Genomic DNA, 25,772 nt, shown 5'->3' with positions numbered 1-25,772 from the left:
TGGCTATCAATACCCGGCGGTAACGCCTCTTCATGTTCCTCGAGTTCTTGCTCTACGCCGCCGACCGGTGCAACCACCGCCGCTGCGGTGGCGCTGGCCGCCGTTGTCGATGCGGCAGCTGCCTTAGGTGACGTTTTGGGTGCTGGCTTCGGTGCGCTCTCTTCGCGAAGAGGCGTAACAGGCGGTGTCGTTTGAGTTTGAGTCGCTGTCTCAGCAACGGGCTCATTTTCCGTCGAGGCGGGTTCGGCTGTCTCAGCATCAGGGGTAAAGAGCTCGGCAATCCCACGTCCTTCTTCCTCACGAGCGGCCAGTACGGCACTCAGGTGCGTCTCGGCGTCGGTATCGATAGTGCGGGCGATAAATTCCGGTGCGACCTTGGGACGCGTCTGGTACTTCAGCGGCAGTTTCACCGCCGGGTACGGCCCCGGCAGCGTGATATAGCAGGTTAAATCGGGCAGGGTTTGAATGTCGCTGTAGCTCACCAGCGTCACACGCTCCATGTCTTTGCCCACCGAGGTGCCATCACGCACAGGGTCGACACCGTAAGAATATTGCTCGGAAGCTTTGAGCTGCTCTTTTTCACCGATTTCACCGGCGGCAAAATCCGCAATCTGCTTACTCGGCGAGCGGAAGAAGGCGCGGGTATTAAGCACATCGAACAGCGTGGCAGCGCCTTTGGCGCCATAGATATCTTCCAACTGGGCGTAGGACTGGAAGCCCAACACGTAGCAACCACCGAACTTTCGCGCCTCGGGCACGATTTCTACCAAATCCGGCAGTTTATGCAGGGTTGGTATCTCATCGGCAAAAAACCAAACGCGGCGCTGACGATTCTCCCCCATCGCCAATAGGCCGCGAATGGCCAACGACAGCCACATCGATATCACCGGCTTAAGGGACGCGTGAGTATCGGCATTCGATGAGATAAACAACCAACCGTTATTGCCATCTTCACGTACCCCGCGCATCCAGTCACGGATGGTGAAGGGTTCGCCGTTACGCTCTATGCCGTGCAGGTAGCGGATAGCTTTGACGTAGTTGGTGAGCACGGCACGGATAGAAATCGCCGTTTTCTCGATTTTCTCGTCCACCAAGTTCGCGGCAGGCGTGGATTTTAAATAGGCGCGCAGCTTATCGATTTTGATGGATAAGAGCGTATCAACCAACTTGGCATAGCTGCGGTCATCATCCTTACGCATCCGGAAGCCAGCCTCAGCAAAGATGGTGCGGCCCGAACCTTGCCAAAAGGGGTCTTCGCTCGAGCCCATCGGGATAAGCGTATTCGCGACGTTATCAAAATCCGGCTGGGTCAGGCATTCCCGCCACAAATCCCAATTGGCACAGCGCGCATCGAGCGGGTTAAGTATTTTATCTTTGGCGGGGTCGTAATAGCTTTTCACAAACTCACAGGAGCGGTCATAGACAATCACCATGTCGCCACGCTTGCGCGCATGATTCATTAGGCGGCGAATAAACTCTGATTTACCAGAACCGACCGTACCATGCAGACAGAAGTTTTGGATTTCGCTGTTTTTAATCAGAGGTAATTTTTCAATTTTAATATCAGAGGCATTGCCGTCTCTTTTGAGCATCGCCGCGACTTCTTTTGGGTCATCGGTCAGTTTACGACCACCGGTAATTTCATCTTCGCTTTGTTTCTTCCCTTGATGACCTAATATCCATGAGGCAACAAAGAACGTCACCGTACAGACAACGCCCCCGACCACGGCGGCAATCACAAAGCTGGTCCAGAGTTGCTCACCGCACCACAGCGTATATTTGTCATTGAGTATTTGCTGGGCGTTATAGGGGAATTTTTTGCCGTAATACTCAATCTGATAGACCGGCTGTGAGCGCATCAGTTCACGCATCGGCCCCAGCGTCCGGCACCACCAATAAATAATGCCGTTAATAAAGGTTTGCCATGACAGACGAAACATTAAGGTCAGCGTCGTTATGGCCAAAAATAGAAGAAATAAACAATAGAATATAATATTGGCAATTTGCCCAAACATACGAAAACGCATCGCGGCGATTTGACCGCCCTGCGTCATATCTTTTGCATTAAAGCTCATCGGCATTCTCCTGAGCACAGGAAATCAAATACCCATAACAAGCAGGTATTTTTTCTTTATAAGACAGAGATAACGCTCTCAGCTAGCAAGGAAGCTAACTGAGAGTGTGAAGAGAAAAGGTAAGGAATAAAACGAGAGTGTTATTTCGTCGGCGTCACGCTATCGCTTTTACAGGCATTAATAACCGAACTCAACATTGATAATTGATACCTTCCCATATCGATATGAAAAATAAAATAAATAGCGATTGAGAAAACAAACCCCAGACTAACCCCCCAAGCATCACCCATACTTAAGGCTGATGTTAAAATAAGAATACCCCCCATCACAAACATGTAGCTGAGCGTGTATTTTTTTATTTTACTACTAAAAAATTTATAAGCTTGAGATCTCTTTCGAAAACTATTTGGTATGGAAAGGAAACTAGCCCTCCCACTTGCAGATCCAATAGTGATCAATAAACCTAAAAAAATACTGAAAACAATCGAAGTGAGTTTATCCCAATCATTATAACTACTCAGGCAATTACCTAGATAACTACACATCAACAACCATAAAGCAACACCAAGACCAGGCCATAAACATGTCCACATGGAGGGGATTTCAAGATCACCTTGCTTGAGTATTTGCTTGATCTCTTCTATTTCTTCCTGAATAATTTTATTGGTTATCACTTATCCTTCCCCTTATTAAAATCTGCCTCAAGATGACTAGCTTGTTTCAAAAGCTCTTCTTTTGATTTAGCACCGGGAATTGAATCTGCCTTTTCCTTGGCATTATTATACTGTTTATTTTGTGTGCTTTGTTCTGATTTATGATGATTATCCAGATCGGTATACTGGCCTTTCACCTCGTGGGATTGTTGTTCAATATTATGTTGGGTGGTGATTTGTTTGGCCTGATTGTCGTTAATCATTCCCTGCACCGAATTCCCCATATCGTCTTTAATACCCGCCTGCTGCGTACGCGCCTCAATATGACCGTTATTACGTGCATAATCGGTTTGTACACTCTCGTTTGAACCGCCTTGAGGAATAGCGGGCATACCGCTGCCTAGTGAGCTTTGGCCCGTGGTGTGCTCCGCGTCCACCTTCGGTGTGACTTGTGCACGTACAAATTCACGCGCCAGCTCCTCACGTTTCGCAACCACATCCGGTGCCCCCGAATCAGTCAGCAGGTTATCGGCCTCCTGCGGTGCACGTTCACGCACAAAGTTGGCAAACTGCTGGTTCAGATTTTGGCTCATCTGGCCGCTCATTGACTCGGTACGCGAGGCCATTTCGGCATACTCGTGGCTGCGGGTGTTAGCATTGGTGTATTGGTCGTAGCTGTTTTTCGCCGTACTGAGTGAGGCGGCAAGCTGATCGGTACGCGAAACGGCATTGTTATCGGTCAGGCTTCCCGACTGGCTGGTACGGTGGCTGGTCAGATAATCACTGCTTTCTTTAAAGTCCTTCGCCGCCTGCGCGCTGGTATCATGACGGCTATCATTGGTTTGACGATGACCGTTTGTTACATTGTCAGCTGAGCCTTTACTCCATGATTTACCTACACTTCCCTTACCTCCCACCTCAGCAGAGGCTCCTATAGCTAAGCTTGCTACCTTACCCACAATAGCCCGGTCGGAATTAACACTGCCTCGCAGGTAAGCCTCTCCAGATAGCGTCCCACGAGACGTCTTATCCATCAGATTCTGGAACGACGCTTCATTGCTGATATTGTTGGCTTTGGCGTTGCTGGTCACCGCATTCCACATCTTGCTGCGCATCATCGACTCTTGCGAGTTCTGTGCATTGTCAGCGCCGCTCACCATTGACGCGCTGTTACCCCGATTGCTGGCAAACTGGCTCAGTGAGTTCCAAGCACTGGTGACGCTGCTGTTGTAGCCGTGCATCGCCGTTTGCGCCTGCGATTCTGACTCACGGGCCATTTGTTGTTGGGCGCTGGCAACTGAAGTGGTCAACAAAAACTGGCCACAGTTTTAGAGTTTTTCCAGAACAATCGCTCTGATTCATTGGGTGTTAAGCCACCGTTATATTGGTGGGGTCTGAGCTGGCTGTAATAACCAATGATGTAATTCGTTATTGATCTATTTGCTTCGCTAAAATTAGCGTATCCACAGTTCGGGACCCATTCTGATTTCAGGCTGCGGAAAAATCGTTCCATTGGGCTGTTGTCCCAGCAGTTCCCTCGTCGACTCATGCTTTGCTTTATACGATAACGCCACAATAACCGTCTGAATTCCCTGCTGGTATAGTGACTTCCCTGGTCAGAATGATACATAACGTCAGCCGGTTTTCCCCTGGTTTCCCAGGCCATCGTTAATGCTTTTCCTGTCAGAACTGAGTCCGGAGAAAACGACATCGCCCAGCCTATTGGCTTGCGAGAAAATAAATCCAGAACAACCGCCAGATAAGCCCAGCGTTTGCCCGTCCAGATGTAGGTCACGTCGCCGCACCAGGTCTGATTAGGTTCCGTTACTGCAAACTGGCGATCCAGATGATTAGGGATATCCACATGCTCTTTTGTGGCTTTTTTGTAGCGATGCTCCGGTTGCTGGCAACTAATAATATTCAGCTCTTTCATTATCTTACTGGCCCGCCAGCGACTCAACGGAACACCTTTTGCGCTGACCATATCGGCAATGCTCCGGGCCCCCGCAGAGCCATTACTGGCATGATGAACTTCACGAACCAGGCTAAGTATAACGATGTGTTTTGCATCAGGTTTCTGCGGTCGGCTTAGCCAGTACCGATAGCTACTGCGATGGATCCCGAACACATTGCAAATAAAGGCAACAGGAAACCGCGTCCTGAGTTTCTCAACTAACGAGAATTGTTCAGGGAGTCTGACATCAAGAGCGCGGTAGCCTTTTTTAATATATCGTTTTCCATTTCAACACGTTGTAGTCGTTTTTCTAATTCACGAATGCGAAGTTGCTCAGGCGTCATCGGAGAGGCCTTTGGGGATTTCCCTGCGCGTTCTTCTTTAAGCTGGCGAACCCATTTATCCATCGTGGATTTACCGACATTCATTGCTGTTGCAGCGGCGGCAACGCTGTAGTGCTGATCGAGTACAAGCTGGGCAGCTTCGAGGCGAAACTCGGGGCTAAAATTGCGTCTGTTACGTCCGGTCATAATGTCACCTGTTTTGACTATGAGGCGATGATATCACCTCTATTCAGGTGGCCAGATTTAGTATTCCACTTCACGTGTAATACAAATGTAATTCATTAAAGAGGTATTCCCCATTCGTATTCAAGATAATATAGCACTACATTTGTCATTACATATGTAGTGCGTGTATAATAATTGGACATGAACTATCGGAGTATTTGCAATGAGCACAATCCAAATCCGCGTAGATGACGAGCTGAAAAAAGATGCCTATCAGGCCTTTGAAAAACTGAATCTGTCTCCTTCTGATGCACTTCGTCTGTTCCTGCGATATGTCGCAGAGAACGAAAAACTGCCTTTTGCTGAAGTCTCAGTGATGGTGAGTGAAGATGATGAGGATGCTGATATCTTGGCGGTCGTCAGAGAAAGGATGAAAAATCCGGGCAAACGGATCAGGGTTAACGTTGATGACTTTTAGTATTGAATTTGACGAAAGGGCTTTCAAGGAATGGAATAAGCTTGAAAAAACTGTCCGCGAACAATTCAAAAAGAAGCTAAAAAAACTGCAGCAAAACCCTTACGTTGAATCAGCGAGATTGCATGGAGATCTCGCTGGCTGCTTTAAAATAAAGCTAAGAGCATCAGGCTTTCGTCTAATTTACAAGGTTATCGATGATGAGATAGTTATATGGGTGATTGCTGTCGGCAAACGAGAAGCCGAGAAGGCCTATGAGATGGCTCAAAAGCGGCTTTTATAACAGAAAATGAATACATGTATAATTCACATGTATTACATCTGTATTCATTTTAAGAGCTAAGTTTTACTAACACACTCACCATTTTGAAATGAAGGTTAGCCTGTGGTGACACAGACATCCCCAATACATTAGATATCTTCTTCGTCTATCTCTGTCGGTGATGCGCATCGCGCCACCACGTAAGTGGCGGAATAAAGCCCGCGCATAAGGATGTTGTCCGAGTTATGTGCCGCGTAGCTGCTTATGCTCGACATCTATGATGGCCTGCGTTGCCGCAAACTGATGGACGTTAACAGGCTATCTGACTGTTCGAACGCCACCAGATTCTGCAAAAGGCTAACCGCTAATGCTCTCGGCAAGCTCTGCCAATTTAGCAGCATCAGGGGCTTGTTTGCGCACGTTCAGCGTTGAATGGGCGAGTGAACTCACGCTAACCATAGAAACGGGAATATCACGCAGCGCGGTGTTGGCTGCTTCGGCCTGCGCCATTGGGGGAGATTTTTTGCTCGCTTTACTCGCATTACGGGTTGCTTTAGTATTCTTCTCTGACATGGTTGATACCTCGATAGTGTTAATTAATGTCTGCCGGATGTCCTAGCATCCGGCACCTCGCTTACTGCTTACTGCGTTTTACGAATGTCATAATTTGCGATGTAGCGGTTAAGGCAATACTCGCCCTCCGGTTCAAAATTCCATGTACACCAGACCATTTCACCATTCTGACTAACCACGAGACGAAAGTGCGTCCCCTGATCGTCTTCGATAGCGACGTTCTCATACTGCGCCGCTACATCCACTGCGTGTTCGCGGGTGAAGGTGCCATCGGACAGGGATTTTAAGGGCTTGGCCTCGATATTGTCTGACATCGTATTTCTCCTGTTTAAGCCCCGCTCTCGCAGGGCAAGTCAACTCTAGAATGGGATATCGTCGTCAAAATCCATCGGCGGGAAGTCCCCGCTCTGCGGCTGAGATTCTGGCTGTACGGCGGTCTTGGATTTTTTGACTTTGCTGGCCTTTTTAGCTGTGGGAGTTGCTGCCTGTTGTTGTGGCTGACCGCTGGTCTGCGGTGCTGGGGTTGAGTTGGCTTCACGACGGTTGCCCAGCATCTGTAGAGTGCCGCCCACGTTGACGATAATTTCGGTGGTGTAACGCTCGTTCCCTTGCGTGTCTGTCCACTTACGAGTTTGCAAAGCCCCCTCGATATAGACCTGTGAGCCCTTTTGCAGGTATTCCCCTGCGATTTCAGCCAACTTGCCAAACACCACAACGCGATGCCATTCGGTTTTTTCTTTTTGTTCGCCCGATTGCTTATCACGCCATGTTTCTGAGGTGGCCAGTGACAAATTGGCAACCGCGCCCCCGTTTGGCATATAGCGTACTTCGGGTTCTTGGCCTAAATGCCCCACTAAAATCACTTTATTAACGCCTTTGCTCGCCATAGTGTCTCTCCTGATATCCGTTGATTTTTTGCCTTTAAAAACCATCACCCGCTGAGTTGCCGGGGCCGCGGTTTTGACGTTTTGCGGGGTTCTGCTGCACGCTCGCGCTGGTTGTTACCTTCACCCGTTTGAGAGCCGTACGCCGCAAGGGCGTCAATCAGCACAGCGTGGTGAAGCTGTCCGGGGTGAGCGTGAAATTTATTGCGGTCTAATGAAGCTTGCGAAATGGCCGCCATAAATTTATTGCGAAAGGCTTTTGCGTCCCTGGACAGCAAGACGCGCTGTGGTTATCTCAGCCCCGGCGTTCGGACTCAAAGGGGGGAAATCAGCCAGCGTTGATGAGCAGGAACCCGCCGCAATGACGAAACGCGCGGGCGCGAAACGGCATTGCCCCTTAGCGCCGGCGGCTCCATCGCCGGCAGTGAAAGCGGCGTGACCAACTGGTCACAGCAAGCGGTGCTGTTGACTTGCCAAGCAGCGGCTCTACCCCGAACGGGCGCAGACACGTTGCGTGGCTGCGTAAAACTTGGCGTGCCCGTTTGTTTGGGCGCGACTAGTTGTGTCAGTCGTCGTGTGTCGGAACGGCGCACGCCCTTGGGTGCCCCAAAGGCCGTTATTGATTTTTCTGAAAGATAAAGAGAAAAAGCACTACAGCAGGACGACGCATATCGAGATGAAGACAAAGCAGATAAAGAAAAAGATGAAGAAGAGAATGGAGAGGAAGAAGAACAGCTATAGTCGGTATAGAAACACAACGCAACACACTACACTGACATCACGAAACGGGGAGATAAGCGGTGCGTTAGCACCGCTGCATTCCCGTGCGCCAACGGCGCGTGGTTTTTCGGTGCGGACAGACAGAGGACACTTCCCCTGCCTGATATCGAATAAGACGGTTAGGCACGAAGTCTGATTATCGCCGTCGCCACATCGGTATATGAAAACGTGCTGCGCGGCAGCGCTTCCCAAACATCGCAAAGCGGCTTGCGTATTTTTTGTTGGCGGGGCCATTGAGACAAATAGCCGTCAGCAGCCCTTCAGGCTTTAATAGCGACAGGGCGCGCTGTATATGTCGAATATCCTGCGCATGGTTAAAGGGCGGATTCATAATGATTTTGTCATACTGGGCTACCTGCCCGTATTCCATAAAATCGCCGCACCAGACATTAACACCTGGAAACGCCCCCCGTAGATGCCCCGCGTTCCCCCCGTGGCAGAAAGAGCGCCATTATCCTTAAAACGACAAAGCGCCCGATGGTATATCGAGCGCTTTGAGTATTATCTACAACAGAAGGATGATTACTTAGTTATTTGTGTAGCACCAAACGGCACCATTCTTAGAATAGTTTGGACCAATTTTTCCTCCATCCCAATTAACTCGCCCAAATCCATCTCTATTCCCAGTTCCCCCATAAAAATATTTTACCAACCCCCCGTTAACTGATCGAATAACACTAGACTGCTGACTAACAAACCCTTGAACAGTACCGGAATAAGGATAGTTATATCCTGGTCTATCGACGGAACACCAGGAATACATCAGATAGAAACTGGAGCCTGCAAAAGTCCAATACTGAGATATATTCGGGGCATAGGTGCGATCGGGTTTATGGTCACTCCCTTTGTATTTCGCAAACGTTTTCAACGTCGTTGGCAATGAAGGTTTTGCCGTGATTGTGACCAAGCCCGTCGAACTATCTAACGTCGCCCATGACACACTCGTTTGATTATTATTGTTATCTACAAAATAATAATCATAGTCGCTGGCATTTTCACCTGCAGCCGTTGGTGCTACATAATTACTCCCATTTGTAATACGTGTTGGCCATTTTGATGAAACATTATAATTTTTAGAACTATTGTCCGCTTTAAATGTACCTTGTGCGACCTCAACCCAACGCTTGAATTTAACAGTAACATTTCTGCTTGTAATCACATCACTGGTTTCTGGGTTCAAGATCGACACAGTGATAACCTGCGATAACAAGTAACTATTGAGATAAGCAACGGCACTTCCCTTCGATACTTGGATGCTAACATCTGAATTCGTCCCAGCCGTACTGGATTTGCTTAATCCAGACTCGGATGCATCACCACTTGCAATACTGAACTTGATAATCGCCTCATCATCAATTGGATTGCCGTATATATCGGTAACACTAACAGATATTTTATTCACATCACTATTGTTCGCCATCGCCGTGCCCGTTGCTGATAAGGCGTCAAAGCGCAGTGCTGTCGGGTTGACATCTAAAGAAACGGTCAATGCATTATCGATATCATTTCCTTTAAAGGTTGGTGTAACACTATATCCATTTGTTACGTCATTTCCCTGAGTCACCACGGTCACAGTATTTCCAGTGGTAAACCCAAAACTTCCTTGTGCTGCATTGATAGCGGCGCCATTGATTGAAACAATCTTGCTGCTTGCTGAAGGTGCCGCTGTAAAACCAATATTTACATTTTCGAGGTTATTGCCGTATTTATCAGTTAATGTCGCAACACTCGTAACATTAGTATCAACCTGACCGACATTTCCGCCACTCCATGTAATCACCGGATTACGGGTATCAGCAACAAATGTATAGCTCGTCGATTTCGCTGCTGCTGTACTCTGAACCACATTTGTTGCCACGCTTAGCGAGCCTAGGGTCGTTGATGTCACCACAGCGCTGACGCTGGAGGTATTATCAATATCCAACGGGCTACTTGGCGAGAAGCTTATCCCCGATGCCCCAACCAGATTGAGCGATAAACCATAATCGCCATCACCCGGATAGATGAACTTATTTCCGTTCGCATCGGCGATAGCCATATTTATTACATAGCCATATCCTGACCCCGCAATCGCATTGCCACTGATGCTATAATCCGTGTTTTGCAATGACGATGTCTGGCTTAAGACCTGTGCTGATTTGATATCTGGGCTTGTCGTTAATCCCACGCTGTTAGACGTATAACTTCCAACAACAACTTTCGCAGCAATCGTTCCACTGTATTTACCCGGTGTATATGTTGATGTGTAAACACCGTCAGAACTTTCACTCCAGCCAGACAGTGAACCTACGGCATCATCGTTGGTCAGGTTCGTGGCCGCCGAGCCAAGCATTTTCGTGAAGGTAAATGATTTTGCTATTTCATCGCTGCTTTTTCCTGTAATCGGATTTTTATTACTGTCTTTAAGCGTCAGCGTAACTGCTGAAGTGCCCTTAGCAGTACTAAATGATGTCGTGACAAAGGCTAGCTGTGAATTTGCACTCGCGATTGCCCCCGCAATAAAGCTCACGGTCTTATCGGCGCTCTTGCTCGCCGTCGTACCCACCTGCGCACTCACGGTGATGTCCGCCACCGCCAGAGTACTGCTGGTCAACGTGACGGTGGTTTGCCCCTTATCGTCGGTTACCCCGTTTGATGTTGCCGTCGCACCGGTCTTATCCGCCTTCGGTGATACAGTAGCGCCGGAGACCAAGTTACCGTTGCTGTCTTTGACCGTCACGGTGTAGGTGAAGGTGTTTTGACCATCGGCCACCTTGCTGATGTCTGTCCCCACCAAGGTTACGGTATCCACCTGCGCCGTAGCTACATCACCCACAAAGCTCACCGTCTTATCGGCGTTCACGCTTGCCGTCGTGCCCACCTGCGCACTCACGGTGATATCCGCTACCGCCAGAGTGCTGCTGGTTAAGGTGACGGTAGTTTGACCACTGGCGTCGGTCGCACCTGAGATTTTTGTGCTCACGCCTGACTTATCCGCCTTTGACGACACCGTCACGCCTGATACCGGGTTGCCGTTGCTGTCTTTGACCGTCGCGGTGTAAGTGAAGGTGTTTTTGCCATCGGCCACCTTGCTGATGCCTGCCCCCACCAAGGTCACCGTATCGACCTGAGCCGTTGTCACGTCCGCAATAAAGCTCACCGTCTTATCGGCGTTCTTGCTCGTTGTCGTACCGACCTGCGCACTCACGGTAATATCCGCTACCGCCGTGGTACTACTGGTCAACGTTATCGTCGCCTGACCTGTAGCATCCGTCACGCCATTGACGGTCGCTGTCGCCCCCGTCTTATCCGCTTTCGGGGTCACGGTGGCGCCAGAAACTAAGTTGCCGTTGCTGTCTTTGACCGTCACCGTATAGGTAAAGGTATTTTTGCCATCAGCCACCTTACTGATGTCTGTCCCCACTAAGGTCACCGTATCGACCTGAGCCGTTGCCACGTCCGCAATAAAGCTCACGCTCTTATCGGCGTTCACACTCGTCGTCGTGCCCACTTGCGCACTCACGGTGATGTCCGCGACCGCCGTGGTGCTGCTGGTTAAGGTGATAGCCGTTTGACCGTTGGCGTCGGTTACCTCGTTTGACGCTGCCGTTGCACCGGCTTTATCTGCCTTCGATGCCACAGTCACGCCGGAGACCAGGTTGCCGTTGCTGTCTTTCACCGTCACGGTGTAGGTAAAGGTGTTTTTACCATCCGCCACCTTACTGACGTCACTGCCGACCAAGGTCACAGTACTCACCTGCGCAGAGGCGCTGTCAGCGGTAAAGCTAACCGTCTTATCAGCGTTCACACTCGTTGTCGTGCCCACCTGCGCACTCACGGTAATATCCGCTACCGCCGTGGTGGTGCTGGTTAAGGTGACGGTAGTTTGACCATTGGCATCGGTCACACCTGAGATTTTAGTGCTCACGCCTGACTTATCCGCCTTCGGCGACACAGTCACACCCGATACAGGGTTGCCGTTGCTGTCTTTGACCGTCGCGGTGTAAGTGAAGGTGTTTTTGCCATCGGCCACCTTGCTGATGCCTGCCCCCACCAAGGTCACCGTATCGACCTGAGCCGTTGTCACGTCCGCAATAAAGCTCACCGTCTTATCGGCGTTCTTGCTCGTTGTCGTACCGACCTGCGCACTCACGGTGATATTCGCCACCGCCGTGGTGCTGCTGGTTAAGGTAATAGTGGTTTGACCGTTGGCATCGGTCACATTATTGGCAGTCGCTGTCGCCCCCGTCTTATCCGACTTCGGTGTCACGGTGGCACCCGAGACCAGGTTGCCGTTAACGTCTTTCACCGTCACGGTGTAGGTGAAGGTATTTTTACCGTCCGCCACCTTACTCACATCACTGCCAACCAAGGTGACGGTGCTTACCTGCGCAGAGGCACTGTCGGCGATAAAGCTCACCGTCTTATCGGCGTTCTGGTTCGCCGTCGTGCCCACCTGTGCACTCACGGTGATATCCGCTACCGCCAGAGTGCTGCTGGTTAAGGTAATGATGCTTTGACCACTGGCGTCGGTTACCCCGTTTGACGTTGCCGTCGCACCGGTTTTATCTGCCTTCGGTGTCACGGTGGCGCCGGAGACCAAGTTGCCGTTAACGTCTTTCACCGTCACCGTGTAGGTGAAGGTATTTTTACCGTCCGCCACCTTACTCACATCACTGCCAACCAAGGTGACGGTGCTTACCTGCGCAGAGGCACTGTCGGCGATAAAGCTCACCGTCTTATCGGCGTTCTTGCTCGCCGTCGTGCCCACCTGTGCACTCACGGTGATATCCGCTACCGCCAGAGTGCTGCTGGTTAAGGTAACGGTGGTTTGACCATTGGCATCGGTCACACCTGAGATTTTAGTGCTCACGCCTGACTTATCCGCCTTCGGCGACACAGTCACACCCGATACAGGGTTGCCGTTGCTGTCTTTCACCGTCGCGGTGTAGGTGAAGGTGTTTTTGCCGTCGGCCACCTTACTGATATCTGTACCCACCAAGGTCACGGTGCTTACCTGCGCCGTGGTGCTGTCAGCGATAAAGCTCACCGTCTTACCGGCGTTCTGGCTCGCAGTACTGCCGACTTGCGCACTCACGGTGATATTCGCCACCGCCGTGGTGGTGCTGGTTAAGGTAATAGTGGTTTGACCGTTGGCATCGGTCACATTATTGGCAGTCGCTGTCGCCCCCGTCTTATCCGACTTCGGTGTCACGGTGGCACCCGAGACCAGGTTGCCGTTAACGTCTTTCACCGTCACGGTGTAGGTGAAGGTATTTTTACCGTCCGCCACCTTACTCACATCACTGCCAGCCAAGGTGACGGTGCTTACCTGCGCAGAGGCACTGTCGGCGATAAAGCTCACCGTCTTATCGGCGTTCTTGCTCGCCGTCGTGCCCACCTGCGCACTCACGGTAATGTTTGCCACCGCCGTGGTACTGCTGGTTAAGGTTATCGTCGCCTGACCTGTAGCATCCGTCACGCCATTGACGGTCGCTGTCGCCCCAGTTTTATCCGCCTTCGGTGCCACTGTCACGCCGGAGACCAAGTTGCCGTTGCTGTCTTTGACCGTCACCGTGTAGGTAAAGGTATTCTTCCCGTCTGCCACTTTGCTGATATCACTGCCAACCAAGGTCACGGTGCTCACCTGCGCCGTGGTTCTGTCAGCGATAAAGCTCACCGTCTTATCGGCGTTCTGGCTGGCGGTACTGCCCACCTGTGCACTCACGGTGATATTCATCGCCGCCGTCGTTGAACTGCTCAAGGTTAAGGTTGTTTGACCATTGGCATCCGTCAGCCCGTTCGCTGCCACCGTAACACCCGCTTTATTTGCTGAGGAGGACACATCCACGCCCGATACCGGATTACCGTTGTTGTCCGTAATTGTCACGGTGTAGGTAAAGGTATTTTTACCGTCCGCCACCTTGCTTATCACAGAGCCCTCTAGCACGACGCTGCTGACTTTTGCCGCCGCACTATCCGCAGTAAAACTCACCACCTTATCGGCATTCACCGCCGGCGTTGTCAGGTACTGCGCACTCACTTGAACGTTGTTCACCGCGGTGGTGGTACTCGTCAATGTGACAGTCGCTTGTCCCTGCGCATTGGTTGTACTGCTTATCGGCAGCGACACATCTCCTGCTTTGTTCTGTCCCCATGTCACGGCTAACCCAGCTTGTTGAACAGGGTTACCATGGGCATCAATGACCTGAGCGGTGTAGTTGAAGGTATTCTTACCGTCGGCCACCTTCATTTGCACGCTGTCGTTTAACAGTACGGTACCCACTTTCGCCGTCGCTACGTCCGCGATAAAGCTCACCGTCTTATCGGCGTTCTTGCTCGCCGTCGTACCGACCTGCGCACTCACGGTGATGTTCGCGACCGCCGTGGTAGTGCTGGTTAAGGTGATAGTGGCTTGACCATTCGTGTCTGTCACACCATTGACCGTTGCTGTCGCCCCGGTTTTATCCGCTTTCGGCGATACAGTAGCACCGGCCACCAGGTTGCCGTTGCTGTCTTTCACCGTCACGGTGTAGGTAAAGGTATTTTTGCCATCGGCCACCTTACTCTCACTCGTACCAACCAAAGTGACGTTACTCACCTGCGCTGTCGCGCTGTTAGCGGTAAAGCTTACCGTCTTATCGGCCCTCTTAGCTGCGGTACTGCCCACCTGCGCACTCACGGTGATGTTTGCCACCGCCGTGGTGCTGCTGGTTAAGGTGATAGTGGCTTGACCATTCGTGTCTGTCACACCATTGACCGTTGCTGTCGCCCCGGTTTTATCCGCTTTCGGCGATACATTCACGCCAGAGACCGGGTTGCCGTTGTTGTCTTTCACCGTCACCGTGTAGGTAAAGGTGTTTTGACCATCGGCCACCTTACTCACGACCGAGTCCGTTAACGTCACCGCACTCACCTGCGCGGAGGCGCTGTCAGCGATAAAGCTCACCGTCTTATCGGCGTTTTGACTCGTCGTCGCACCCACCTGCGCACTCACGGTGATGTTTGCTACCGCCGTGGTGGTGCTGGTTAAGGTGATGGTCGTTTGACCACTGGCATCGGTCGTACCTGAGATTTTTGTGCTCACGCCTGACTTATCGGCCTTCGGCGATACAGTGGCACCTAAGACCGGGTTACCGTTGCTGTCTTTGACCGTCACGGTGTAGGTAAAGGTGTTTTTACCATCGGCAATTTTGCTCACGTCACTGCCGACCAAGGTTACGGTGCTTACCTGCGCCGTGGTGCTGTCCGCGATAAAGCTCACTGACTTATCGGCGTTCTTGCTGGCCGTTGTTCCCACCTGGGCACTCACGGTGATATTCGCCACCGCCGTGGTGCTGCTGGTTAAGGTCACGGTAGTTTGACCACTGGCATCGGTCGCGCCCGCGGCTTTTGCGGTCACGTTCGTTTTATCCGCCTTCGGCGATACCGTGGCGCCCGAGATCGGGTTGCCGTGGCTGTCTTTGACCGTCACCGTGTAGGTAAAGGTGTTTTTGCCGTCCGCTACCTTGCTCACGACCGAGTCCGTTAACGTCACCGCACTCACCTGCGCCGACGCGCTGTCCGCGATAAAACTCACCGTCTTATCAGCGTTCTTCGCTGCGGTACTCCCGACCTGCGCACTCACGGCAATGTTCGCTACCGCCGTGGTGGTGCTGGTTAAGGTGATAGTGGTTTGGCCGTTGGCATCGGTCGCACCTGAGATTTTTGTGCTCACGCCTGACTTATCCGCCTTCGGCGACACCGTCACGCCGGAGACCAGATTGCCGTTGCTGTCTTTGACTGTCACGGTGTAGGTGAAGGCGTTTTTGCCGTCGGCCACCTTACTGACTTCACTGCCGACCAAGGTCACGGTGCTTACCTGCGCGGAAGCGCTGTCAGCAATAAAGCTCACCGTCTTATCGGCATTCACACTCCCCGTTGTACCGACCTGGGCACTCACGGTGATATTCGCCACCGCCGTGGTGGTGCTGGTTAAGATGATAGTGGTTTGACCGTTGGCATCGGTCGCGCCCGCTGCTTTCGCACTCACGCCTGACTTATCCGCCTTCGGTGACACAATGGCGCCCGACACCGGGTTACCGTTGCTGTCTTTGACCGTCGCGGTGTAGGTGAAGGTATTTTTGCCGTCCGCCACCTTACTGACTTCACTGCCGACCAAGGTCACGGCGCTTACCTGCGCAGAGGAGCTGTCGGCGATAAAACTCACCGTCTTATCGGCGTTCTTGCTCGCCGTGGTGCCCACCTGCGCACTCACGGTAATGTTTGCCACCGCCGTGGTGCTGCTGGTCAACGTTATCGTCGCCTGACCTGTAGCATCCGTCACGCCATTGACGGTCGCTGTCGCCCCCGTCTTATCCGCTTTCGGTTTCACGGTAGCGCCAGAGACTAAGTTGCCGTTGCTGTCTTTCACCGTCACGGTGTAGGTAAAGACGTTTTTACCATCAGCAACTTTGCTCACATCACTGCCAACCAAGGTCACGGTGCTTACCTGCGCCGTGGTGCTGTTAGCGGTAAAGCTCACGGTCTTATCGGCGTTTTTGCTCGCCGTCGTGCCGACCTGCGCACTCACGGTAATATTCGCGACCGCCGTGGTGCTGCTGGTTAAGGTGATGGTCGTTTGACCGTTGGCGTCGGTTACCTCGTTTGACGCTGCCGTTGCACCGGCTTTATCTGCCTTCGATGCCACAGTCACGCCGGAGACCAGGTTGCCGTTGCTGTCTTTCACCGTCACGGTGTAGGTGAAGGTGTTTTTGCCGTCCGCTACCTTACTCACGACCGAGTCCGTTAACGTCACCGCACTCACCTGCGCAGAGGCGCTGTCAGCGGTAAAGGTCACCGTCTTATCAGCGTTCTTGCTCGTTGTCGTGCCGACCTGCGCACTCACGGTGATATCCGCTACCGCCTTAGTAGTACTGGTTAAGGTAATAGTCGTTTGACCGTTGGCATCGGTTATCCCATTCGATGCTGCCGTTGCACCGGCTTTATCTGCCTTCGGCGATACAGTGGCGCCGGCGACCTGGTTACCGTTGCTGTCTTTGACCGTCACGGTGTAGGTAAAGGTGCTTTTACCATCCGCCACTTTTTTGATATCACTGCCAACCAGCGTCACTGTGGTGACCTGGGCTGTTGTCGCATCCGCAATAAAACTCACTGTTTTATCAGCGTTCTGACTGGTCGTCGTACCGACCTGCGCACTCACAGTGATATCGGCCACTGCCGCAGTGCCACTTGCCAACGTTATCGTCGTCTGACCATTGGTATCTGTCGCGTTGGTTGCGGCCGCCGTGACGCCGGCTTTATCCGCTTTCGCTATCACCTTCACGCCCGACACCGTATTACCCTGGTTATCAACCACGGTCACGATGTAGCTGAAGCGACTTTGTCCATTAGCCGGTAAGCTATTCGTATTCCCGACAAGGGTCACTTTACTCACATGGGCTGTCGCAACGTCCGCAACAAACGTCGTCTCTTTCGTGGTCGCCTGACCATTAACAGAGGCAGTAACGGTATAACGCCCTACTTTCGTACTGATGACCGTCGCAGTGGCAACCCCGTTAGCATCACTCACCCCATTTACCGTGGTCAATGTGGCGCCGTTATTGACGCTAAACGTCACGGTCATGCCGGAAACAGGGTTCCCCTGCTTATCGGTGACCGTGGCCTTAACACCGTTCGCGGCCTTACCATCAGCGGCCGCGCCGTCAGGCGCAATAACCAGATTATTATCCGTTATCTGCGCCGTCGTTTTATCCGCACTTAATGTCACCTTCGGCATTTGGGTGCTCGCTTTTTTACTGCCCGAAAACGCGGTGATCGTGGCAATCCCCGCCCGGGTTCCCGTAAGCGACGCAACATAGACTCCCGTCGAGCCCTGTTCAGCAAAGTTGCTCACACTGACGTTATCTAATCCCGCAATTGAGGCACGCAGTGAACTTGCCGCCCCTGTGATCGGGTTGTTGTTGGCATCAACCAGCTTCAACATCAACGCCGATGAGGCTTGCCCATTGGCTGTAATGCCATCAGGAGATGCCACCAAAGTGGATTTATCCGCCGCAATATCACCGGCCGTGAAGCTAACCTTTTTATCGGCATCAATATCAGCAGCCTGTGCAGCACTGTGCGCACTGACCGTAATATTGGTCACAACGCGGGTACCACTGAGCAATTTAACGGTCGTTTTACCGTTACTGTCGGTCTGCGTTATTGGGGAAGACAGCGTGACACCGGTGGCATCAACGGCCCAAGAGACAGGCGCATTCGCCAGCGTATTGTCATATTTATCCTGGACGAGCGCGGTATAGGTAAAGGTATTTTTACCATCCGCCGGCTTAGCGGTCGTGTCATCCATCAATGTCACTTTACGTACCGTCGCCGTGGCGCTATCAGCCACAAACGTGACTTTCGCCGTACTGCTATTACCGTTATCCATGGTCGCGGTAATTTTCCCTTCACCGGCAACCTTACTGCGTAGGGTGATGGTGGCCTTACCGTCCATTCCAGTGGTGACCGTCAACTGACGACTGTCGCCTTTTCCTCCCCCTATAGGGGCTAATGTGGTTCCCGCTTGACCGGCCGCGTTTATCAAACCCTCTATCGCGAAGGTGACTTTTTGATTGGTGAGTGGCGCCCCCTTCCCGTCAGTGACCGTACCGGTAAGGGTATAACTCTCCGAGTCATTCGCCGGTAAGTTCTTCTCACTTGGCGAGACAGTCAGATTGCTGACCGTATTTTCTGAAGGCACAACCCCAATCAACGTTTCTGCCGTATTGGACTGGTTCCCGTTGTTATCCGTGGCTACAGCGCTGATTTTGTAGTTTTGTGCGGCGTTCGTCCGCTGACCAAAGACATAGGCCGGCAGCGTCACCCGCAACTCTGTCGGAGACACCTGCTGATAACGGCCACCGCGGGCCATCAACGTGGCATCAACATTCCAGCTCACGCTCTTGAGTCCGTATTTGGCTTTCGAAACGGTTAAAATGACCGGCACCGTCTCCGCCGCCTGTGCGGTGGTGGCGGCAGGAAGCGAAATCGTCAGCAGTTCCTGCTTGCGATACTGCATGACAATGTTGTAATTACGGTCGACAAAATCATACTTGCTGCCGACCAGACTGCGCATCAAGCCCACCGAATCGGGGTCAATCTGTTGCTCCCACGGCACGCCAAAGCGGTAGGTGAAATCGAGCCCGACGTTGGTCTCATTGGAATCCCCAATGGAACGTTTCGCTGACAGCGTCATTAACGGGAATGGCGTATAGTCAACGCCGGCCGTGACCACAACCGGGTTATCTTTCAGTGAGTCAGGGTTGGCACTTTCGGCAACAGAGACCCCTTTGCCAAAGTACTGCTCATACTTAAGGCTACCGCCCCAGTTCGGCCATGAAGGCAAATACGCGTTAGCGCGTAAATCAAACCCATTAGCAGGACGCTCATCATAGTCTTCCATGTCATCGAGCTTGGACTGATGCCAGTTGGTCTGACGGATATACCCGTTAGCCGCCAGCTTTAAATAGTCTGTCCAGGCTTCGGTACCCACACCGATACGCTTGTTTTTTCCCGTGTAGTCATAGTCATAGAAGGTGTTGATACCCAACATCCAGTCGTTGAGATATTGGCGATAGCCAAAACCGAGGTTAACGGTGTTTCGGTCTTGATTAGTGCGTGCCCCCACCTGAGAGAACACCAGGCTTTTATCCGTCTCCGTCAAGGGAACTAACAGATCACCGGATACGTTTTGGTGCGTCCCTAGTGACACTTTGGCGTTGCCATACTGGTTCAGCCAATCATTCACCTGCTGATTAATCAGGCCTTCGCCGATGCTACGCGCATAGTTAATGGCGGCATCGGAGGTATTGTCCTGCGATAACAGCGAGCCCATTTGCATGGCGCCGGACGCCAGACGATTGTCCCCCTCATCGCCACGGGGCGATGAGGCAGCGCTTTCATCTGAGCCAGTTTTGTCGGTGGAAGATTTCGGTGAGCTCAGCGAAGGTAATCCCGCCTCAGGCACAGGCGTAGCCACCGGGGCTTGGACGTGGAAATAGTCGCTCAAGCGGGATGAGGCCGTCGGCGCCGATGTTGTCGGTGCCTGTGACCGCGTCACCGAAGGCGCAGGCGCTTTTGGCGCCGATGTTGCCGGTGCCTCAGCGCCAAGAATGAGTGCGTTAAGTCCCTGGATGGTACTCTGCATATCGGCCGGCTCGCTGGCGCGGGCCACCATGGGGAGCAAGGATAATCCCGGCGTCAATAGCTGCAGCCAGATAAGCAGGTAGGCAATACCCTTACGTAAGCGTAATTTAGAGAACATAACTTTCACTCGATTCCATCGACAAAAAGAAAAAAACTCAAGAAGGGGTAAATTTAGGAAAATCCTTTCATTCCCTTCTTAAGTGATACAGATTGAACTTATTAGATATTGCTGAGCGCATTAATCTTTTGTTGGATAACCTTGAATCCGGCGTAGTTCACTTCCGAACACAGCGTATTGAGTTTCATATCGAGCGTGTTGGAATAGAGACGTTTTGCATCACCGTTCATGATGTTTTTATTGGTATTCAAGAAGCTGTAACCGTCGCCAATCTGGATGTAGTCACGCGAGTATTTTTGGTATTTATCATCCCCTGCCTGACGCAGGAAATTAAAGTGGTCGACACACAGATTATTACTGGAGGCCACCGCGTTCACCGGCACAATACGACTGTTATTTTGCGCATACTTAATAGTAGGCTTCGGTGACTGCTTCACTGAAGCATGTTTTACGGAATTCGCCGAACATGCTGCTAGGAAAATGAAAGATAAAAGAGGAATAGAACGTAATAACATGATAACTCCATTGTAAAACAAGGCGATTAATATGATTATTCGCACCCCAACGGATACGAATTAATACCCACAAAGAGGTATTCGATAAAGCAATAGCTACCGCACTCAGCGTGCACATGGCACATTGAAATTTAGATAGAACATGAAAATGCATAGTTAGAAATCACATGCGCTAAAAAGAAACATGCAATCAAAACATACCTTTCTTAATAAGATTTCAGATTTTCCTTCCCCGATTTAAATTAAATCTGTTGGCGCAGAGTCAATATCGGTGAGTACATAGACGTTACTTTTAGCGAAGCATATCAGAACATTCTTGATCGGTAAACACGATCAAAGATCACAATACGATAGGTGCAAACTATCAATAAAAGGAGTATTGATCGTTACAAACATGTTTTAAAACACTTTATTATCATGCACCATAAAGAATGTGTGGCTATTTATTAGACTGAAATACAATGGAGTGGTATGACGGCGAGTTACCGTATTTACAGCCAGGATGCTTTTCTTACCGTAGGTATTTCATCGCTATTGGATTCAATCTTAAGCATGAATATCTCGTTCAAAGATAACAAGCTGAACATCCTGCTTATTTCTAACATTTCATTATTAAACATCGCTCACTTTTGCCATGATTTAGACCACAAAAAAACTTACTTTGTTATTGGCACTGCGGCTGCCTGGGATATGATAAATGGTACAGGAATAATGAAACTGGAGGGATTTATTGATATATCAAAGTCACTCAATGAGCTCAAGTATGAACTTTATTTTATGCTTAAAGGGGGGCGAGAAATTAATACGTACCCTATACAAACAGAGAAAATCATCCTTTCGCCCTGCGAACGTTTTGTCTTGAGATATATATCTTCAGGTATGCCGGCCGCTTCAATTGCAAAACGACTGGGCCTCAGTGTCAAAACGATCAGTTCGCAAAAGAGAAGTATGATGAAAAAATTGAATGTTTCCAGCAACCAACAACTTTTAATCAAAGCACGTATTGCTAATTACTAACACGTATAGATAAAAAATCAATATAGGCATGAGTGCTGCCTTCATCATAACAACACCCTACTATCGTTAAGAAAAGGTAATCATTAATCCATATATCGACAAAAATATTAAAAGACTGAACCTGATGTCATGAAGAAAGATGTTAACTATAAAGAGTTAAAAGTATGAAGCCAGACATCCTAGTGACGATCAAAATATAAGTAAGAAACGAAAAAATAAACAAACCTGATACGTTAACTGGTTTTACATTTTGCCACTGTTGAAGAGCTGACACGTTAGACGTTCGGAGATAAGCGCCGAAGTGCAAATTGTACAACTGAGTTTTGTATAATCTCAGAGATTAGATTAATTAAAAAACAATCAAACCAGACAGACTTCCATTGTAAAGACCGTCTCATGATGACTTTAGCCCCGTTTACGGGGCTTTTTTTGGCGCAAATAAATCGATATCCCCATAGAACAGTAACCCACATGTAGCGGGAGCTAATACTCTGTTAGAGATGAGTTTCTTCAGGCTTCGTCGCTCGCTATAATCCCTGCATCCATATAGATCGACCGGCAAAAATTCTTTTCCAGATTGATGATGGCTGGGGAAAACTACTCACTAAATACGGTGACGCCATCCCTGAATGGACTCAACTGGTCGTCGAGCGCATGCTAGTCTGCGGTACCCCTGCCATGAGATTACGCCGATACTCCTGCGCTTCACCCCAGCGCCCACACCAAATACATTTGCTACAGTTGTAAAGGTAGGGCGCTAAATGGTCATTATGTTAAAAAGTGCTTAAATCGACCAAATCAGGCTATGTATATTGAAATTATAGCCAATAGGCTATATTATTCATAGCTTATAAGCTATATGGATATGTGGGAAGTATTAACAACAGATTGTTTTGATGAGTGATTTCTCAAACAAAGCGATGAACTAAGAACAGCAATATATGCTGCGATGGGCATTCTTGAAGAAATTGGGCCGCAGTTGGGACGCCCGCACGTTGACACCCTGAACGGATCTGATTTTCCGAACATGAAAGAATTGCGTATCCAGTATGCGGGAAATCCAATAAGAGCCTTTTTCGCTTTCGATCCAGCTCGTCACGCCATTGTTTTGTGTGCCGGTGATAAAACAGGACTGAAAGAAAAGCGGTTCTACAGAGACATGATCCAACTTGCTGATACTGAATACAGAAAACACCTAGCTAAACAGGAGAGCGGAAAATGAGTAGCTATAGAGAATTACTCGCGAAAGAAACCCCAGCAGTACAAGCTCAGGTAGCTGAGCGCGTTGAAGAACTGCGCCGCGAGGTTGGTTTGTCTCAACTACGTGCAGAACTCAATGTGTCACAGACGGAGCTAGCAATGGCGATGGGCATCAAACAGCCGTCTTTAGCTAAGATGGAACAGCCAGACAATGATCCGCGCCTTTCGACGCTAAAACGCTATGTAGCCGCGCTGGGCGGAGAACTCAGTCTCGATGTGACATTACCAAGCGGTAAACGTGTGGCGTTCCACATCTAATTTGGATTAGCATCCCAAATAATGCTCTAACCGAGCAATAATTTCCGTTCTCTAAACTCCCCCCGATATACGAATGAATAGACCCTAGTTTCCTAGACTGTTCCGTGCCTCATGAACCAGGCACTTTCATAAACTGCAGGGGGTTGATCCTCACAGGCACTGTGGCGGCGTTTAGCATTATAAAACATCTCGACATAATCGAAGATATCCGCCTTCGCTTCTTCCCTATTTTTATAGATCCGTTTCTTTATGCGTTCCCGTTTTAGCAACTGGAAAAAGCTTTCTGCCACTGCGTTGTCATGGCAATTACCCCGACGACTCATGCTGCTTTTTAAATTGTGAGCTGTCATAAAATGCTGACATCTTTCGCTCGTATATTGAGAGCCCTGATCTGAATGGATTAATACTTCTGCCATTGGTTTACGTCGCCATACCGCCATCAATAATGCATCCATTACTAACTCAGCGGTCATTCGTCCGCCCATGCTCCAGCCGATAACCCTGCGTGAGAAGAGATCAAGAACAACAGCCAGATACAGCCAACCCTCATGCGTCCTTATATAAGTCATGTCACTCACCCAATGCGTATTTGGGGTTGGGACAACGAACTGGCGTTCAAGGTAATTTGGACTGGCAAAAGAAGGCTTTCCGCCACCGTAATAGCGTCGTTTTCGGTATCCAGTCTGAGATGCTAGTTCAGCGAGCCTCATCAGGCGCGCGATCCTGTTACGTCCGACGCATTCACCCAGATCTTTCATATCGAGCCAGATTTTTCGATAGCCGTAAACCGTACCGCTTTCAAGCCACAGTTGTTTAATCAAGCCTGTTTGCCGTTCATCTTGCCGGGTACGCAAAGATTTAGGCCGCTTTAGCCACTGGTAATAACCGCTGTGATGGAGGCCAAGAACCAGGCATAACCGGCGTACAGCATAAAAGGACGACATTTTTTTAATGAAGGCGTACTTCAGCCTGACGTTCTTGCAAAGTACGCGGCGGCCTTTTTTAAGATATCCCGCTCTTCAGTTACTCGCTTAAGTTCTTGCCTGAGGCGCTTTACTTCATGCTGAAGTGCATCGTCCTGCTTACGCTGCGGCTCGGGCTTCTGGTAGCGCTTAACCCAGGCGTAAAGACTATTAGTGGATACACCAAGTCGAGAGGAGACCTCAGATACAGGGTACCCCTGCTCAGTGATCTGTTTTACAGCTTCAATTTTGAATTCTTCAGTGAACGTTTTGACTGACATAAACACTACTTCATTAGGCCTCCATTATGAGGCAAAAAAGTGTCTACGAAACCCGGGTCTATTCAGAACTGATGAAGAAGAAAAACAGTACACCCACGCCCCATGATGCCACATTTAGGCAGTTTCTCACCCAGCCAGAAATTGCACGTGACTTCATGGAATTACACCTTCCTGCAGAGCTTCGGGCAATCTGCGATCTCAGCACGTTAAAGCTGGAGTCAGGCTCCTTTGTTGAAGATGATTTGCGTCAGTACTTTAGTGATGTGCTTTATAGCCTCGATACCGTGGAGGGCGAGGGTTATGTTCATGTGTTGATCGAACATCAAAGCTCACCCGATAAGCATATGGCTTTTCGCTTAATTCGTTATGCGGTCGCCGCTATGCAGCGCCATCTCGAAGCGGGTCATACGAAGCTGCCGCTGGTAATACCGGTGCTCTTTTACGTGGGTAAACGCAGTCCTTATCCGTACTCCACGCGGTGGTTAGATGAGTTTGACGACCCTGAGTTGGCACATAAACTCTATAGCGGTGCGTTTCCACTGGTTGATGTGACGGTTATTCCCGACGATGATATTATGGAGCACCGCAGCATGGCGGCACTGACGCTGCTGCAAAAGCACATTCATCAACGTGATATCGCCACCTTGACGGACAGACTGGCCACATTGCTGATGGCAGACTATCTCTCTTCACCGCAGGTGATGGCGCTGATACACTATTTATTACAGGCTGGTGAGTCTGCTGACTCCGAAGCCTTTGTTCGCGAACTGGCACAGCGTGTGCCGCAGCATGGAGACGCACTCATGACCATCGCACAACAGCTTGAACAGAAAGGCATCGAGAAGGGCATCGAAAAAGGTCGTATGGAAGGCCGTACGGAAGGAATTCAACTCGGTGAACAGAAAGGCAAACTCGAAGTGGCACGTAGCCTTTTAAAAATGGGCATGCCAATTGAGTCTGTCCAAGAAGCCACCGGCCTTTCTGAAGACGATTTGGCGCAAATCCGCCACTAAGCTTTTAAACGACTA

At 50.3% G+C, this 25,772-nt stretch carries 15 protein-coding genes and 2 pseudogenes; 6 read left to right on the top strand and 11 right to left on the bottom strand.

Translation table 11 applies throughout. From position 1 onward, the window contains the following. The 4 genes from traD to AB3Y96_RS22990 all read right to left on the bottom strand — a co-directional run. A partial coding sequence (gene traD, locus AB3Y96_RS23005; RefSeq protein WP_367300400.1) for a type IV conjugative transfer system coupling protein TraD occupies nucleotides 1-2,075 on the bottom strand: 2,075 nt, incomplete at its 3' end. A 140-nt stretch (nucleotides 2,076-2,215) separates the two neighbouring features. After that, nucleotides 2,216-2,749, bottom strand: a complete 534-nt coding sequence (locus AB3Y96_RS23000) for a conjugal transfer protein TraS (protein WP_367300399.1) — start codon at nucleotides 2,747-2,749, stop codon at nucleotides 2,216-2,218. After that, nucleotides 2,746-4,041: a hypothetical protein gene (locus AB3Y96_RS22995; protein WP_367300398.1), complete on the bottom strand. Its 1,296-nt coding sequence runs from the start codon at nucleotides 4,039-4,041 to the stop codon at nucleotides 2,746-2,748. The genes AB3Y96_RS23000 and AB3Y96_RS22995 overlap by 4 nt, the downstream gene beginning before the upstream one ends. Then, nucleotides 4,035-5,212, bottom strand: a protein-coding gene (locus AB3Y96_RS22990; RefSeq protein ID WP_168780213.1) for an IS3 family transposase whose coding sequence is annotated in 2 segments (ribosomal slippage) — nucleotides 4,035-4,954 and nucleotides 4,954-5,212 — 1,179 coding nt in all. Because the reading frame shifts where the segments join, the coding sequence is not laid out codon by codon here. The genes AB3Y96_RS22995 and AB3Y96_RS22990 overlap by 7 nt, the downstream gene beginning before the upstream one ends. A gap of 202 nt (nucleotides 5,213-5,414) precedes the next feature. Between AB3Y96_RS22990 and AB3Y96_RS22985 the strand changes: the two genes are divergently transcribed. Both AB3Y96_RS22985 and AB3Y96_RS22980 read left to right on the top strand, forming a co-directional pair. After that, nucleotides 5,415-5,669, top strand: a complete 255-nt coding sequence (locus AB3Y96_RS22985; RefSeq protein WP_282815228.1) for a type II toxin-antitoxin system RelB/DinJ family antitoxin — start codon at nucleotides 5,415-5,417, stop codon at nucleotides 5,667-5,669. Continuing rightward, nucleotides 5,659-5,949, top strand: coding sequence for a type II toxin-antitoxin system RelE/ParE family toxin (locus AB3Y96_RS22980; protein ID WP_046448644.1), 291 nt, complete (start codon nucleotides 5,659-5,661; stop codon nucleotides 5,947-5,949). The genes AB3Y96_RS22985 and AB3Y96_RS22980 overlap by 11 nt, the downstream gene beginning before the upstream one ends. Nucleotides 5,950-6,285: 336 nt before the next feature. On the opposite strand, the gene AB3Y96_RS22975 is transcribed toward AB3Y96_RS22980, so the two are convergent. From AB3Y96_RS22975 to AB3Y96_RS22950, 6 genes and pseudogenes are all read right to left on the bottom strand, one after another. Continuing rightward, the gene (locus tag AB3Y96_RS22975; protein ID WP_367300397.1) at nucleotides 6,286-6,501 is read right to left on the bottom strand and encodes a hypothetical protein; all 216 of its coding nucleotides are present in this window, start codon (nucleotides 6,499-6,501) and stop codon (nucleotides 6,286-6,288) included. A gap of 68 nt (nucleotides 6,502-6,569) precedes the next feature. Then, nucleotides 6,570-6,815, bottom strand: a complete 246-nt coding sequence (locus AB3Y96_RS22970; RefSeq protein WP_316455323.1) for a DUF905 domain-containing protein — start codon at nucleotides 6,813-6,815, stop codon at nucleotides 6,570-6,572. 45 nt (nucleotides 6,816-6,860) lie between these two features. Beyond that, complete coding sequence (locus AB3Y96_RS22965; RefSeq protein WP_367300396.1) at nucleotides 6,861-7,388, bottom strand: single-stranded DNA-binding protein; 528 nt, start codon at nucleotides 7,386-7,388, stop codon at nucleotides 6,861-6,863. 896 nt (nucleotides 7,389-8,284) lie between these two features. Then, nucleotides 8,285-8,601, bottom strand: a pseudogene (locus AB3Y96_RS22960) (class I SAM-dependent methyltransferase); the annotation flags it as partial. Nucleotides 8,602-8,691: 90 nt separating this feature from the next. Further along, the gene (locus AB3Y96_RS22955) at nucleotides 8,692-20,451 is read right to left on the bottom strand and encodes an Ig-like domain-containing protein (protein ID WP_367300395.1); all 11,760 of its coding nucleotides are present in this window, start codon (nucleotides 20,449-20,451) and stop codon (nucleotides 8,692-8,694) included. 101 nt (nucleotides 20,452-20,552) lie between these two features. Then, nucleotides 20,553-20,966 (bottom strand): hypothetical protein, encoded by a 414-nt coding sequence (locus AB3Y96_RS22950; RefSeq protein WP_367300394.1) that lies wholly within the window; start codon nucleotides 20,964-20,966, stop codon nucleotides 20,553-20,555. Nucleotides 20,967-21,437: 471 nt separating this feature from the next. On the opposite strand from AB3Y96_RS22950, the gene AB3Y96_RS22945 reads away from it, so the two are divergent. From AB3Y96_RS22945 to AB3Y96_RS22935, 3 genes and pseudogenes are all read left to right on the top strand, one after another. Further along, nucleotides 21,438-21,983 (top strand): helix-turn-helix transcriptional regulator, encoded by a 546-nt coding sequence (locus AB3Y96_RS22945; protein ID WP_367300393.1) that lies wholly within the window; start codon nucleotides 21,438-21,440, stop codon nucleotides 21,981-21,983. Between the two features lie 865 nt (nucleotides 21,984-22,848). Continuing rightward, nucleotides 22,849-23,205, top strand: a pseudogene (locus AB3Y96_RS22940) (type II toxin-antitoxin system RelE/ParE family toxin). Beyond that, nucleotides 23,202-23,501, top strand: a complete 300-nt coding sequence (locus AB3Y96_RS22935) for a helix-turn-helix domain-containing protein (RefSeq protein WP_367300392.1) — start codon at nucleotides 23,202-23,204, stop codon at nucleotides 23,499-23,501. Before AB3Y96_RS22940 ends, AB3Y96_RS22935 begins: the two are co-directional and overlap by 4 nt. A 92-nt stretch (nucleotides 23,502-23,593) precedes the next feature. Here the strand turns inward: AB3Y96_RS22935 and AB3Y96_RS22930 are convergent. Continuing rightward, nucleotides 23,594-24,744 (bottom strand): IS3 family transposase gene (locus tag AB3Y96_RS22930; protein ID WP_367300391.1). Its coding sequence is split into 2 segments (ribosomal slippage): nucleotides 23,594-24,510 and nucleotides 24,510-24,744, totalling 1,152 coding nucleotides; the frame shifts between segments, so codons are not numbered across the junction. A 71-nt stretch (nucleotides 24,745-24,815) separates the two neighbouring features. Here AB3Y96_RS22930 and AB3Y96_RS22925 point away from each other — a divergent pair. Beyond that, nucleotides 24,816-25,757, top strand: coding sequence for an Rpn family recombination-promoting nuclease/putative transposase (locus AB3Y96_RS22925; RefSeq protein ID WP_367300403.1), 942 nt, complete (start codon nucleotides 24,816-24,818; stop codon nucleotides 25,755-25,757). Nucleotides 25,758-25,772 lie beyond the last annotated feature (15 nt).

This window comes from Hafnia alvei (genome assembly GCF_964063325.1).
In the GTDB taxonomy this organism is placed as follows: Bacteria; Pseudomonadota; Gammaproteobacteria; order Enterobacterales; family Enterobacteriaceae; genus Hafnia; species Hafnia alvei_B.
Note: the sequence above shows the minus strand (reverse complement) of the source record. Positions and strands in the feature narration are given on the sequence as shown.